This is a genomic window from Streptomyces sp. NPDC057438, assembly GCF_042802995.1.
GTDB lineage: Bacteria > Actinomycetota > Actinomycetes > Streptomycetales > Streptomycetaceae > Streptomyces.
On record NZ_JBHVDD010000014.1, the window covers coordinates 35,934 to 49,922 of the forward strand.

Consider the following 13,989-nt stretch of genomic DNA (forward strand, 5'->3'; position numbering starts at 1 on the left):
GGCCGCAGGGGTGCATAAAGACACGGTTGACCCCTCGTGGAAAACGGTATGAGAATTTCAGGTGAACGTTTCGCCTGAAAATCAGCCTAGCAGGTGACTCGGTCGTCTGACTAGTCGTTAGTTCGGAACGAAGAGTGCCGGTGTGGAATTGGTCTACACCGGCACCAGTGGGCCCTTGCTGGTGATTTTGGGCATGGAGGAAGAAGGCCGCCCGATTTCTGGTCTGCAAGCGGGGCGAAAGTTTCGCCACTCCTAATATTATCGGAGGTTGATCGAGTCGGTCAACCCAACTGCCCCCCGTCACAAGGGAATTGGGCCCTCCGCATGGGAAGACTTGTCCAAGTGGGGTCAAAATCGGGCAATCCACCCCATGGATCTCGACATCCCTGACCCCCTCGGTCGATCAACTTTTGGTTGACAGTGTTCATTGTGTCAAATTAGCCTCCTGGTAAACCTGCGGGCCGCAGGCGACGTCTAGCGAAGAGCAGGTGGCACGGTTGGACACAGGCGAAGAGTTCGGGCCTTGGCTGGCCCGTCAGCTCAAGCTCGCAGGGAAGACGCAGGCCGAACTGGCCCAGGAGCTCAGCCTGACCCGGGCAGCCATCTCCGCCTGGATCACGGGGAGGTCGACGCCCCGCCCGACCGTCATGGTGGAGATCGCCAAGGCGCTCGGCACGGACGTCGGCACCGTGCACACCCGTACCACCGACACCCAGGCCGGTCTGCCGGTCACCTGGTACCACCGCCCCGGATACCCCGACGGCGGTCGTGAGCTGGGTAACGCCGCGGCCTTCGCCTTCGACGCCGACGTGCAGGTGCTCGCCCGGGAGACCTGTCAGAACAGCCTCGACGAACGGCTCACCGAGAACGGCCGCCCTGTCAGGGTCCGCTACACCTTGCACGAGCTGACCGGTGAGACGCTCGACGCCTTCCGTGAGGCGATCCTCTGGAACGACCTCTTCCCGCACTACTCCGCGGTCTCGGAGGGCGCCGGAAGCCAGAAGGTCGGCCGGGTCGTGGACGCCGGAGTGCGCGACATGTACGAGAAGGGCCGCCTGGTCCTGCTGCGCGTCGACGACTACAACGCTTCGGGGCTCACCGGTGACGACTACGAGGACGGCAAGTTCGCCGCCGTGGTGCGACGGCAGCTGGAGAGTCTCAAGTCGGGTCACAGTGCGGGTGGTTCGTACGGCCTGGGCAAGGCGACCCTGTGGGCGACGAGCGCCTTGGGGCTCGTACTCATCAACTCCACGCTGTCCGAGGCCCATGAGGGGCGTACGGAACGACGGGTCATCGGGCGTCTCGAACTGCCCTGGCGCAAGGTGGACGGAGAGTCGTACGCGGGTCCCGCCTGGTTCGGGCGCCCCGATCCCGACTCTCCCGGTGCTCGGGTCGCCCGTTCCTGGTGGGCGGACGAGGAGACCGTCGCTCGTCTGCATCTCGCCCGGGAGAGCGACGAACCCGGCACGTCCTTCCTCATCGTGGGCGCGCACGACGTGGCCAGTCTGGAGGAGAACCATGCTGCCGACGACGAGGCCGTGGACGAGGAGAGCACCGACGACACGCGCGACATCCGCAGGATGCATCGACGCCTGGTCGAGGCGCTGGGCCGCGACTTCTGGGCCGCGATGACCGCGGGAGGCAACCGGCTCCCCCTCTTGGAGGTCTCCGTCCGAGCCCTTCGCAACGGCGAAGTGGTCGTCCCGGAGAAGCAGGTCGATCCGTCCGTCGAGCAGCCCGCCCGGACCCGTGCCCTGCGGGCGCACTACGAGGGCACCACCGTGGACCGGCTCGTCGAGGCCGGCCAGGTGGCGGCGCGAAACGTGCCGCTGAGGCTACCGCTGTCCGGAGGTGCCCGAGGCACTCTCGGGACACACCAAGCGGTGCTCCTGGTCACCGACCTGGCCAACGACGCCGAGAGCGAAGACGGAGCGAAGAACCAGGTGCATTCGCTACGAGGCAACCGCATGACCGTCAAGACGGCAGGGGTCCCCAACCTGCCGCTCGGCACAAACCCGTTCCAAGCCGTACTGCTCGTGGGCGAGGCCGCCGGCGAAGCCGCCCCCTTCGCGAAGGAGGCCGAGGAATTCCTGCGCGCTGCGGAACCGCCCGAGCACGACCGATGGGGGCAGACCGAGGAGTTGACCCTGCGTTGGTCGCCCTCCGCGTACCGACGGATCAACACACTGACCGCCGAGGCCAACAGCGCAGTGAGAGAACTCGTTGCGCGGCCGAAGCGCGGCTACCGTGACGGCGGTGAGGCCCTGCGCAAGGCGTTGACCGTGAAGCCCAAGCCCAAGGCCAAGGCACCCTCCGGGCCGGTGGTTCCGGTCCTGGACGGTCTTGAGGCGACGGTCGGTGAAAAGGGTGAGTGGCGAATCACCGCGGAGGTGAGTATCCCTCGCGGCGACGAGATCGTGCCGATGGCGCCGGTCGCCCAACTCGACGTGCGTTCGGGCGGACGTCCGAAGTTGGACTGGGCCGAGCTGATCGCTGTCGAGGGCTGTGAGGTGGAGGACGGGATGTTGCGCTTCACGCCCGGTACCCGTCGCGCGAAGTTCCGAGGATCCACCGACGTCACCAGTCACCCGGTCAGGACCACGCTCACCCGCCTGGTCCTCGAACTCCGTGCCGGCAAGGGGGAGTGAGCGTGAAGATCTACCCCTACAAGCGGCTCAACCGGCCGGTCGTTCTCAGAGTGATCTCGGTTTCGCTCAAACTCTCCGACGGCACCCGCGACCAACTGGAGACCACCGCCTACTCCACCCAGCAGCAGACCGTCGCGCTCGGCATCGCGGGCCACACCGACTGGGTGAGCGCCACGATCGGCCTCTCGGCGACGCTGCCACCCGGGGCCAACGCGCCGGACGCGGCATGGTCCGACCTGAAGGTCATCGCCGTTCTGACGGACGGTGAGACCAATGTCCGCACCTCTGTGCCTCTCGCACAGGACGCGGAGGACGGTCGTGACTGGTCGGGTTCCCTCGAAGTGTTCCGGGACGACCACATGGGTCGGGCCTCCCTCGCCGTGTACGCCGTCGGGACGGTGGACGAGGTGCCCGGTCGCTCGATTGCGGAGACCGACCGGAGCTGGATCATCGACACGGTCTCCGAAGAGCCGGTCCGCGGCCTCCAACTCGACGTCCAGAAAGCTCCGTTCAGGAAGAGTGCCCGGGAGTGGCTGCAGGCGTACGCGGACGCTCCCTGGATCGTGGACACCTCGACCAGAGTTCCCACCGTCTTCGTGAACACGGACGTCGAGGGAGTCATAGGGCTGCTGGACAGCAACGGCTCCGGAGTGGACAGCAAGGTGCGTGACCTCTTGGTCGCCCAGATGGCCACCGACGTCTGGACCGCCGTGTTCCACGGAGCCATCGGTGATCTGGAGGTGGAACCCGGTGGCGGTCCGGTCTTCCCGACCGACTGGCAGGGCGAGGTGTTGCGGGAGATGCTCCCGGACGTGATTCCCGGTGTGCACGTCGAGGAGGCCCTACGGCAGGTGCATCGACGACGCACCGGCGAATCGGGCTGGGTGGAGCTTCAGACCCGTATCCACTACGCGGCGGTGCGCCGTGCCGACGCCTCCAAGGCGCTCGCCTACGCCATCCGTAGTCTGGAACAGATGAACCGGGAGAGCGAGAAGTGATCACCGCACCGAGCCATGTACCGGAGCGCCTGGCGCTGCTCGCCACGTCGGCCGTCGACCCGTTCCTCACCGAGGAGCTGCTGACAGGCGAACAGGTGCACGGCGGCATCGATCTCGCCAAGGTCGTCGAGCCGCTCCCGGAGGACGACGCCAGGTGGTCGGTCGAGCCGATCCGAAGCCTGGTGGAGGACGCCATGTACGAGTTCCGGGCGGATCGCACCCGCGCTGACGCGTGGCTCGCGCCGCGCCTCCATGCCACCCTGCGTCTGACACGGCGGGAGGCGGCGGACAAGCGTCTCTGGAACCACCTCGCCTTGGCGGTTGCCCCCGATTACGTCGCATGGCGCCACCTGTCGGAGCCGACGACGAAGCGGCCGGAGAGGCGTATCGCCGCAGAGCGGTTCCGGGGCCCGGCCGACCGCCAGTGCTTCTCCCGGTTGTGGTGGGCGGCAGAACTCTTCCGGAACGGGCCGGACTACGAGCCGGTTGTAGCGGCCTGTGGGAACCAGGACCTCATCCACACGGTTCTCCGGATGGAGTTGATCGATCATCGCCCCACTGCCCAGGCTCTCGTCCGCCTTCTGAAAGGCGGGAAGATCACCACCGGGCGAGAGATCTTCGGCCTCAGTGTCGCGATCAATGCGGCCGGAGCGACGCTGGTGTATGACGTCCTCGCACGGGACGAGCCGAGGGACCCTGCTCGTCTGCGGGACTGGATCGCGGAGGCCGCATCGGCACCACCGGTTGATCGACGTCATCTCCCGGACGGACCCGACGAGGATCCTGTCCCGGCGAAGTCCGTGGCCTCACTCACCGAGTACTTCGCCGAGCTGTTCGAGACCGCGCCGGTCCGGGGCAGGAAGAGCGTGGACTGACCGGTCGTGGCAGCCGGCCCAGGAACTGGCGTACCCGCGAACGGTGTTGCTAGTTCTTCTTCCGGCGCGGCCGCTCGGATGAGGGTGCCGGCGCCTGGTCCTCCGGGCGCGGGCACCTGGCGGTGCAGTCGTCCGCCGTCCCGCAGCCGTGGCTCCGCAGCTTGGCCCGCTGCTCTTCCGTGGCCGCCGGCCACGGCTTGCTCAGCGCATCAGCGTCCGGTGCCGGGAGCCCGAGCGCGGCGCTCAGCAGGTGCGCCCCGAACAGGGGCGGTACGGCATTGCCCACTTGCTGCGCCTGTGCCTTCCCGGACCAGGGGTAGTCCGGTGGGAAGCTCTGCAGCATTCCCGCCTCGTTCATGCTGAACCGCGCACCCTCGTAGACGAAGTCTGCGTCGAGGTGCTGGAAGACCACGAAGCGGGAGATGCGACCGGTGACGGTGAACGCGGGTTGTCGATCGCTCCGAACTCCACGCCTTCCGGGGATTCCGGAGCTGCCGTAGTTCGAGCGGACCAGGAACGGAGTGTCGCGTCCCGGATGTGTGCCCACCGGCTCGGCAAGCACGTCACCCATCGACCTCCAGGGCTGCAGATCTTCGTCATCGGTTGCATCGTGTTCTTCCGCCAGGGCCGCCGAGTCCTCGTCGAAGGTCGGCTGATGAACCCGGCTGGCTGCGGCCTGGTCATCTTCGTTCCTACGGTTCCACGCCTTGGCCTCGTAGGAATGGTGGGTCGGCTTGGGAAGCGACGGCGTATCAAGTCCTTCACGACGAGCGATCAGCACCGCCCGTGATCGCTTCTGAGGGACGCCGTAGGTCTCGGTGTTGAGGAGGCCGACGACGGCCTTGTACTTGGTGCCGTCGGGAAGACCCGTTTCCTGCAGCACCTTGGCGTAGTGGTGCCAGAGTTCCTCGACCGCCGGGACCTGCTCCAGGACGATCACGTCGTACGGGCGCCTGCCGCGGTTCGGACTTCTGGTCGCCTGGAGGGCGTATCGGAGTGGTTCGAGGACCAGCGCGGTGCGCGGATCGCTGAGAGTCTTCAGGTCCTCGTCGATCGCCTCGTCGGATTCGCCTGCCGTCAGTCGCTCGATGTACTCCTTGACCTTGTTCAGGTTCTTACGGCCGGCGCCGTGCCCGGCAACGGAGTAGGTCTGGCAGGGAGGTCCACCGGCCAGCACATTGATCTCCGGGGGCAGCGACTCGAAGGAGTCTCTGCGGACCGCGCTCACATCGGCGTGCAGCGTCTCCAGCCCGGCCGCGTATCGAGTGAGACAGGCGTTCCTGTCCCACTCGATGCCGAGGCTGGGGATGTCGAGAGTGTGACCCGCGACATCCAGCCCTCCGGGTCCCGCGAAGAGATCCAGGACAAAAGGCTTGTCGAGGATGGACTGGTGTGGCGCCGTGCTGGTCATGTGGCGGAAGTCTAGCCGGCCGGGGAGGCTGCCGGATCCCGGTTCAACGCCTCGGCGACGGCTCGCCCCAGAGCCTCTCCGACGGGCGGCGGTGTCGCGTGTCCGACCTGGCGATATCGTGCGGTCTTGAGTCCGGCGATCTGCCATGATTCGGGAAAACCCTGCAACAGCGCGGCCTGCTCAGTCGTGATCTTCACCATGTTGTCCCTGCCGAGCTCGGGATCCCAGACAAAGTCCGGACCCGGAATTCGGTCACCCACCGTGTGTGCGTTGACCCCCATGGTCGCCCACTTCCGCTTGGCCCCGGTCGGTCCCAGATCCGCGCCTCCTCGGTTCTTCGAACCGCCGACCAGTGTCGGAGCCGGTTGATCGGCCTGGGCGGCCCAGCGTGCAGCATCCTGCCACCCGTGTGCGGCCATGGACGGCCCCAGAACGACGCCGACCGTAGCCGGTTCGCTCACGGTGGGCGCCGGCTGTCGGAACGCTTCGGCCAGCGATTGTTCGACTGCTACGAGGACTCCCTGCTTCCGGTTCTGCGGTACACCGAAGTCGACGGCATTGACGACGAACCAACTGAACTCGTATCCCAGATGGGCGAGTTCAGCCCGGGCGAAGTCACGAAAGGGCTGGTACCTGTCCGCATCGGCGAGCCCTGGGACGTTCTCGATGAGGATGGCCCGAGGCTTGATCGAATGGGCGAGCAGGACAGTCGCCCTCAGCAGTTCTTCCTCTTTGCCCGAATCCGCTCGCTCGATGGTCGCGCTCGACTTCACCCGTGGTAGGCCTGCCGCGAGGAGATCCACGTCGTAGCTCACGGGGTGCTCGGCCGGGTCGAAGTCCAGCAGATCGGCGCAGAGTACGTTCCACTGCGGCCGGTTGGCCTTCAAGGTCCTGACGGCCACCTCGTCCTCGTCCAGAAGCAAACGCGGTTCGAATCCCGCCCGCTCCAGGCCAAGGGCTAGGCCACCAGCTCCGGAGCACACATCCACGAAGGTCAGTCCCCCCACGCTTCACGTCCCTTCGTTCCCTCTGCCAGACGTCGTTCCACTGTTGCGCTCACCCGCACGGCCACTTCCTCAGGGGCTTCATGCTCCCAGAACCGCAGCACCGTCCACCCCGCCGCGGTCAAATGCTCCGTAGTCTCCCGATCGCGGGCCATGTTCCGGTCCAGCTTGGTGCGCCACCACTCTGCGTTCGACTTCGGCTGCGTAGCGTGCTCAGGGCAACCGTGCCAGAAGCACCCATCGATCAGCACCGCCACTTTGGCTCGGGTGAAGGCCACATCGATGCGGCGCCGGGCCATGCCCGGGACCGGGAACTCCACGCGGTAGCGCAACCCGGCAGCGTGGAGCAGGCGACGAACGGCCAGTTCGGCGGCCGTGTCTTTGCTGACCTGTCTGCTCATGCGTGCGGAGACGGCGGGCGACAACGGCTTCATCGTGCTCAAGGCGGCAGTGCCTCACGATCGCGGCTCGATCCGGTCGGTTGCAGTTCGATTCCACCACAGCCGAGGGGACAGCCGCTCCGGATCTTGGTGATCGAGATGGCGGTGCGAGTGGGGACGGTGTTGTCGAGGTGCCGTTGGGCCACTCGCTTCAGGGCAGTGTCGCGCCTCCGCCGCCCGCCTCAAGGGCGCTTCGCGTCGCCTGCTGCGATGGCCCTGCGGGCCACCCTTGACCCGGGCCGCTCCAGCGCGGGGGAGAAGCCAGCGAGCGGCCCGGAAGGGTGGGTGGTCCAGGTCGGGTGAGGTGAGGTCGGCTGGGTTGTGGGGCGGGGTGTCTGGCTCGTTCGCGTCTCGCAAGCACGCCGGGATTGCTCGGCGGCTTGCGGGGAGTGGGGGATCGGCGCCTTGGCTTGAGTCGGGTGGGCCTACGCTCCGTGGCAGCTCTCGTACGGCTGTTCCGAGCCGCACCAGCACGCGCTGCCCCTCTGCGGCGGCCACGAGACCGCCAGCCCCCGCGCCGCCAACGTCGTCGCGTACTGCGGCAGCAGCGTCACGTCGTCCGGGGACGAGCCCTCCGAGGCCGCGAACGCCTCGTACGACGGGACCGTGCCCGTCACGATGCCCAGGTTCGGGGTGCCGGAGGACGCCAGCTCCCGCAGCGAGGCTTCTATCGTCGCCAGGTGTTCCTCGTGGGACGGGTATTCCGCGGTCAGGCCCGGGTACGCCGAGACCAGCTCCGAGAGTTCGGCGGCCGGCCAGTGCAGGACCGCCACCGGGAACGGGCGGGACAGGGCCTCCCGGTAGGCGCCCAGCTCCGCGCGCAGGCGGGAGATCTCGGCCTGGAGTTCCGCCGGGTTGTCCGAGCCCAGGGACCAGACGCGCTTGGGGTCGTGGAGTTCGTCCAGGGAGATCGACGAGGAGTGGAGGGTGTCCGCCACGGCGTCCCAGTCGTCGTGCGTCGCGCCCAGCATGCGGCGGACCCGGTGGCGGCCGAACAGCAGCGCGCGGGTCGAGTAGGGGGGCTCTGCCACGTCCGTCAACAGCAGGGTCACGGCCGCCGTGAACGTGTCCTGGGCCGCCTCCAGCTCGTCGTGGGCCTCCAGGGCCTCGGCGACGATCACCCAGGGGGCCGGGTCGCGGGGGGCCGCCGCGCGGACGCCGTCGATGATCGCGCGGGCCTCCGCCTCGTGGCCGTACTCCCAGAGGTTGGACGCTTTCAGCGCTCGTACGAGGTGGGGGTTGTCCAGGGGCGTGGAGGAGGACAGGAGGCGGTCGTAGAGGGCTGTCGCCGTGGGGCGGTCGCCGGAGAGTTCGCGGTGGGCGGCGGCCTGGAGGAGGAGGTGCTCGGCGTCCTCGGGGTAGAGGTCGGCGGTCCGCTCCAGGCGTGCCGCTTCGGCGTTGTGGTCGACGTTCTCGGCAGGCGTGTCGGGGCGCATGGACGACACCGTACTGCCCGTGGGGGGTGTAGGGGGATGGAGGTGAGGCAGCGGCGGAGGCGGGAGCGAGCAGGCCACGGGCGCGCTCCCTCCCACCTGGGTTTTTCGCTCTCGTCCTGAGGTGTTCGGGAGGACTCCCGGAGGTGTCCGGGGGCGGGCCGGGGCGCGCGGGCCGGGGAGGGCCTCCGGTCCGCGCGCCGGTGCGTCAGATCGTGACGCCGTCGATCTGCAGCGTCTGCACCGCGCCCGCCGCGAACGGCACCGCCACCGTCTTGCCGCTCAGGCGGGTGTCCGAGTAGGCGCGGTAGCGGTCGGTGCCGCCCGAGGTGTGGGTGTTCCAGCGGGGGACCAGGCCGTTCGCGCCGCCCGTCACCGTCGTGAAGTTCGCGAGGTTGAAGGTGAAGGTCTGGGCGGAGGACGCGGTGTTGATCGCCACGATCACCAGGCGCCTCGCCGCCGCGTCGTAGGCCGCCGCCGTGTAGCTGGAGCCCGTGTCCAGGATCGTCATCCCCGGGCGGATGTGGCGGCTGAACTGGGCCATCACGTAGTACTTGGTCTGGACCGTCGTCGGCTGGAGGGTGTTCGCGTCGTAGGCGATCATCGCCCAGCCCGCCGTCGGGTCCATCACCTGCCAGTAGACCCAGGCGGTGGGGTGCAGCCAGCGGAAGTCGTAACAGAGGTTCCGCGCGAGGGTCCAGCCCGAGCCGTCGCTGTCGCCCGTCTCCGAGTTCCAGAGCTTCTTGCCGGCGGTGGTGACCACGTCCGTGTAGAGGAGGTCGCGGCGGCCGTTCGCGCCCTGGTAGCCGTGCACGTTCACCTGGCTGACCAGGGCCTTCGTGGCGGAGTTGAAGGAGTTCCAGGTCGAGCGGGCCGTGTCGTAGTTGGTCTCGTCGGAGGCCGAGATACGGACCGAGTTCAGGCCGCGCGCGTTCAACTCGCTGCGCATGTACGGGAGTACGGCGGCCTGGACCGCCGGGTCCATGTGGCAGCCCTCCTGGGTGCCGGTCGCCGTCCACCAGGAGGACGCCGGTTCGTTGAAGGGGTCGACCGTCGCGAAGTTCACGCCCCAGTTGTTCTTGGCGTACAGCGCCACCGCCGCGAGGTGGGAGGCGTGCTGGCGGTAGTTCCAGGTCTGGAGGTTGTTGCCGCCGCCCGAAGCGCCCGAGGGGTTGTGGTTCGAACACATCCACCACATGGGGGAGTTGGCGAAGAGTTCGGTCGTCGCCCCGCGTGCCACCGCCTTCGTCAGGGCCGCGCGCTGGTTCGGGTCCGCCGTCCACTTCCAGGCCGAGGAGGCCGGGTTCTCGTTGGTGTAGTCCTGCCAGAAGCCCTCGATCTGCTTGAAGGCCGGGATGTTGGGGGACTTCACCATCGACTCGCCGTTGATGGAGTTCGAACTGCACGCGCCGAGGTTGTAGCGGGCGATGTTCATGCCCAGGCCGGGCAGTGCCGTGCCGTTGTACGTCGTCGTCTTCGTGGTGAACCACAGGTCGGCGAAGTCGTCCCGGGCGCCGAAGACGTTGGCCCACCAGGCCAGGGAGGTGCCCCAGCCCTCCCAGGTCCCGTACTTGGTGCCCGGGTTGACGGTGATGGTCGCGTCCGCGTGGGCCGTGCCCGCGCCGAGGGCGGTGCCGACGACCGCGCCGCCGGCCGCGGCCAGGAGGGCTCTGCGGCCGAAGGCCGTCGCGGGCCGGTCGGTGGCGGGGGGCTCGGCGGCCGGACTCGCCTGGATGTCCTTGGGGTCGGGGGATGCAGTCATGTCAGCTCCGGGGGATGCGGGTGCCGAAGGGAGGGAAAGGTGGGGTTGGGGGAACCGGCCACCTTCCGAACTGCTGAGTGGGACATCGGAAGAGTCAGGGGTGAAAGGTGAGGTTGTCGAGAGGTGTGACAGCGCTTTCTCCTCTTTCTTTCAAGGGTTATGAGAAGGGGAGATGAAAGTCGCCCGCCCCGGCGCGCTCCAGGCAGCCGCCGAGAGCGCCGTCACTCTCGGACTCGTCCTCCTCCTCTTCCTCGCCCATCAGCTGTGGTGGACCAACCGCCAGGCCCAGGAGGGGGCGGCGCGTGAGGTGGCCGCGCTGGAGAGGGAGTGGGGGCGGCAGGGGGAGAGCAACGGAGGCAGTGAGGAGGAGAGCAACGGGGTCGGTGAGGAGGAGAGCTACGGGGTCGGTGAAGGGGTGGATGAGGGAGAGGCGGTCCGGGAGGGGCGAGGGACGCCTGAGCGTTCGGCCGAGGCCTACGCCATCCTCGACATTCCCCGCCTCCGCCTTCGCGCGCCCGTCGCCGAGGGGGTCGGCCGGGCGGACGTCCTCGACAAGGGATACGTCGGTCACTACCCGGGGACCGCGCGGCCGGGCCGGCCCGGGAACCTCGCGCTCGCCGGGCACCGCAACACCCACGGCGAGCCCTTCCGGCACCTCGACCGGCTCGTGCCCGGCGACGAGGTCCGCGTCGAGACCCGGGACGCCGTCCACACGTACGTCGTCGACCGGACGCTCCCGCAGACCACGCCCGGCGACGGCGGGGTCCTGCGGCCCGTCCCGCGCAGCGACGTGCGACCGTCGTACGGGTACGCCGAGAGCGGCCACTACCTCACGCTCACCACCTGCACGCCCGCGTACACCTCCACGTACCGCCTCGTAGTCTGGGGAAAGCTGCGCTCGGTGCGGCTCAGATGAGAGCATGTGTGCGACGGAGCTCGGTGCGGCGACCGAAGCACGGAGCAGGACACGGAACAGGGACACGGAGCAGGGAAGGGGTGCGCATGATCACGAGCTGGATCAACCCGCGTCACGCCACCGTGCTGCTGCTGTTCCTGTTCGAGGTCGCCCTCCTCGACTCCGGCACGCTCTCCGCGGCCGTCGCCTTCGCCGCGACCGCCGCCGCCGGCTCCGCGTTCGCCGCCTGCGCGGTGATCGCCTCGCGCTGCGCCCCCGTCGTGCCTCGTACGCGCGTACGGACAGCCATGCGGGACCGTGAGCGCCGTACGGCGTTCCTGTCCCAGCGCGATCCCGACGCCCGCGGCCGTACGCGGCCCCGGGCGCCCGGACACGCCCTCCTGACGGCCACCGCGTAGGGCACCTCCGCCTCTGTTCCCGGGCACGTGCTCCTCGCGCGGGCCGTCGCGCCAGTCCTTGATCACGGTCCCTCGCCGGACCGGTCCCTGGTACGACGAGACCCCTGGAGGGCTCACACCCATGTCCGTTTTCGCCGACCTTGTCGGGCACCTCGCCGATCTGCTCCAGCCGCTGTTCCACGCCTCCGCGACGGCCTTCGCGATCGTCCTCTTCACGGCGCTCGTACGGCTGCTCGTACACCCCCTGTCCCGGGCCGCGGCGCGGGGGCAGCGGGCGCGGGTCGCCCTGCAGCCGCAGATCGCGGAGCTGCGGAAGAAGCACGCGAAGAACCCGGAGAAGCTGCAGAAGGCCATGCTGGAGCTGCACGCCAAGGAGAAGGTGTCGCCGCTGTCCGGCTGCCTGCCCAGCCTCTGCCAGCTGCCCGCCTTCTTCCTCCTCTACCACCTCTTCTCCAACGCGACGATCGGCGGCGAGGCCAACGCCCTGCTCACCCACAAGCTTTTCGCGGCCCCGCTCGGCGACCGCTGGCACGACGCGCTCGGCGAGGGCGGCGCCTTCGGGCCGCAGGGGCTCGTCTACGGGGCACTCTTCGTGATCGTCGCGGGGGTCGCGACCTTCAACTTCCGTCGTACGAAGCGGATGATGGCGGCGGGTACGGCCGGGATGCCGGCCGTGTCGGACGAGCAGGTGCCCGGGATGGCGGCGAGCATGGGGGCCGTCAGCAAGTTCATGCCGTTCATGTCCTTCTTCACGCTGCTCAGCGTGGCGGTGGTGCCGCTGGCGGCCGCGCTGTACGTGGTGACCAGTACGACGTGGAGCGCGGTGGAGCGGGCGCTGCTCTACCCGCTGCCCTCGGCGGCCGGAGCCGCGACGGGTACGGGCGCCGGTGCCGGCAAGGGGAGTGCGGGCGCCTCGTCCGCCGCGGCGGCGCGGTAGGCGGCGGAAGGGGACACGGGGCGGGGTCTCGTGGGCGGTCCACTCCCTGAACCGGGTATTGCGGAGTGGACCCCGACCTTGGACGATCGACCAGTCCTCCGATGGCTGCACCCATCGGCCGGGCGGCGGACGACCGAGGGAGATGACCGTCATGAAGCTGCTGCGAGTCGGTACGGCGGGTGCGGAGCGGCCCGCGCTGCTCGACGCCGAGGGGGTCCTGCGGGACCTGTCGGGCGTCGTCCCGGACATCGACGGTGCGCTGCTCGCGGACGAGGAGGCGCTCGGCCGGGTCCGGGCCGCCGCCGAGAGCGGTGAGCTGCCCGTCCTGGACGCGGCGGGGCTGCGCGTCGGGCCGCCGGTCGCCCGGATCGGGAAGATCGTCTGCATCGGGCTCAACTACCACGACCACGCGCGCGAGACGGGGGCCGAGCCGCCCGCCGAGCCGGTGATCTTCTTCAAGGCGGCGGACACGGTGGTCGGGCCCCACGACTCGGTGCTGGTGCCTCGCGGCTCGGCCAAGACCGACTGGGAGGTCGAACTGGCGGTCGTGATCGGGCGTACGGCCCGGTACGTCGAGTCGCGCGAGGCGGCGCTCGCGCATGTCGCCGGGTACGCGGTGTCGCACGACGTGTCCGAGCGGGAGTTCCAGCTGGAGCGCGGGGGCACGTGGGACAAGGGCAAGAACTGCGAGACGTTCAATCCGCTGGGGCCGTGGCTGGTGACCGCGGACGAGGTGACCGATCCGCAGAAGCTGGGGCTACGGCTGTGGGTCAACGGGGAGCTGAAGCAGGACGGGACGACCGGGGAGCAGATCTTCGCGGTGAGCGAGGTCGTGCGGTACGTCAGTCAGTTCATGACGCTGTATCCCGGGGACGTCATCAACACGGGGACGCCGGCGGGGGTGGCGCTGGGGGAGCCCGATCCCAAGCCGTTCTTGCGGGCGGGGGACGTGGTCGAGCTGGAGATCGACGGGCTCGGGCGGCAGAGGCAGACGTTCCTGGATGCGTGAGGGGTGAGGCTGCGGTCGGGGCGCGCGTGAGGGCTGGTGGGCTGCGTTTCGTTGGCGGCCGCGGGTTCGTCGTGGCTGGTCGCGCAGTTCCCCGCGCCCCTAGAAGCCTGCGGGCCCCTGCGTTTGCGGGGAACCCTCCAGCTCCTCGCGCCCCTGAA

The 13,989-nt window shown here is 68.9% G+C and carries 12 protein-coding genes; 7 read left to right on the plus strand and 5 right to left on the minus strand.

What is annotated here, in order from left to right; all coding sequences use genetic code 11:
* Positions 1-497 precede the first annotated feature (497 nt).
* From ACFU5F_RS11105 to ACFU5F_RS11115, 3 genes are read left to right on the plus strand one after another with little or no spacing between them, the layout of a single operon-like run.
* Positions 498-2,648, plus strand: a complete 2,151-nt coding sequence (locus tag ACFU5F_RS11105; RefSeq protein WP_383885116.1) for a helix-turn-helix domain-containing protein — start codon at positions 498-500, stop codon at positions 2,646-2,648.
* A gap of 2 nt (positions 2,649-2,650) precedes the next feature.
* Complete coding sequence (locus ACFU5F_RS11110) at positions 2,651-3,646, plus strand: hypothetical protein (protein ID WP_383885119.1); 996 nt, start codon at positions 2,651-2,653, stop codon at positions 3,644-3,646.
* Positions 3,643-4,521, plus strand: coding sequence for a DUF6339 family protein (locus ACFU5F_RS11115; protein WP_383885121.1), 879 nt, complete (start codon positions 3,643-3,645; stop codon positions 4,519-4,521). Before ACFU5F_RS11110 ends, ACFU5F_RS11115 begins: the two co-directional genes overlap by 4 nt.
* Positions 4,522-4,570: 49 nt before the next feature.
* On the opposite strand, the gene ACFU5F_RS11120 is transcribed toward ACFU5F_RS11115, so the two are convergent.
* The 5 genes from ACFU5F_RS11120 to ACFU5F_RS11140 all read right to left on the minus strand — a co-directional run bounded on the left by ACFU5F_RS11120 (position 4,571) and on the right by ACFU5F_RS11140 (position 10,571).
* Positions 4,571-5,932 carry a DNA cytosine methyltransferase gene (locus tag ACFU5F_RS11120; RefSeq protein ID WP_383885124.1) on the minus strand — a complete coding sequence of 454 codons (1,362 nt, stop codon included), beginning with the start codon at positions 5,930-5,932 and terminating at the stop codon, positions 4,571-4,573.
* An 11-nt stretch (positions 5,933-5,943) separates the two neighbouring features.
* Positions 5,944-6,939 (minus strand): DNA cytosine methyltransferase, encoded by a 996-nt coding sequence (locus tag ACFU5F_RS11125; protein ID WP_383885127.1) that lies wholly within the window; start codon positions 6,937-6,939, stop codon positions 5,944-5,946.
* Positions 6,927-7,337 carry a very short patch repair endonuclease gene (locus ACFU5F_RS11130; RefSeq protein WP_383885313.1) on the minus strand — a complete coding sequence of 137 codons (411 nt, stop codon included), beginning with the start codon at positions 7,335-7,337 and terminating at the stop codon, positions 6,927-6,929. Before ACFU5F_RS11130 ends, ACFU5F_RS11125 begins: the two co-directional genes overlap by 13 nt.
* 464 nt (positions 7,338-7,801) lie before the next feature.
* Complete coding sequence (locus tag ACFU5F_RS11135) at positions 7,802-8,812, minus strand: hypothetical protein (RefSeq protein WP_383885130.1); 1,011 nt, start codon at positions 8,810-8,812, stop codon at positions 7,802-7,804.
* A gap of 205 nt (positions 8,813-9,017) precedes the next feature.
* Entirely contained in the window at positions 9,018-10,571 is a 1,554-nt protein-coding gene (locus ACFU5F_RS11140) for a beta-1,6-galactanase (RefSeq protein WP_383885132.1), read from the minus strand.
* A 172-nt stretch (positions 10,572-10,743) separates the two neighbouring features.
* On the opposite strand from ACFU5F_RS11140, the gene ACFU5F_RS11145 reads away from it, so the two are divergent.
* The 4 genes from ACFU5F_RS11145 to ACFU5F_RS11160 all read left to right on the plus strand — a co-directional run bounded on the left by ACFU5F_RS11145 (position 10,744) and on the right by ACFU5F_RS11160 (position 13,831).
* Positions 10,744-11,487 carry a class E sortase gene (locus tag ACFU5F_RS11145; RefSeq protein WP_383885135.1) on the plus strand — a complete coding sequence of 248 codons (744 nt, stop codon included), beginning with the start codon at positions 10,744-10,746 and terminating at the stop codon, positions 11,485-11,487.
* A gap of 86 nt (positions 11,488-11,573) precedes the next feature.
* Positions 11,574-11,885, plus strand: a complete 312-nt coding sequence (locus tag ACFU5F_RS11150; protein ID WP_383885138.1) for a DUF6412 domain-containing protein — start codon at positions 11,574-11,576, stop codon at positions 11,883-11,885.
* Between the two features lie 121 nt (positions 11,886-12,006).
* Positions 12,007-12,822: a YidC/Oxa1 family membrane protein insertase gene (locus ACFU5F_RS11155; RefSeq protein ID WP_383885140.1), complete on the plus strand. Its 816-nt coding sequence runs from the start codon at positions 12,007-12,009 to the stop codon at positions 12,820-12,822.
* Positions 12,823-12,973: 151 nt separating this feature from the next.
* Positions 12,974-13,831: a fumarylacetoacetate hydrolase family protein gene (locus tag ACFU5F_RS11160; RefSeq protein WP_383885143.1), complete on the plus strand. Its 858-nt coding sequence runs from the start codon at positions 12,974-12,976 to the stop codon at positions 13,829-13,831.
* The last annotated feature ends 158 nt before the right edge of the window (positions 13,832-13,989 follow it).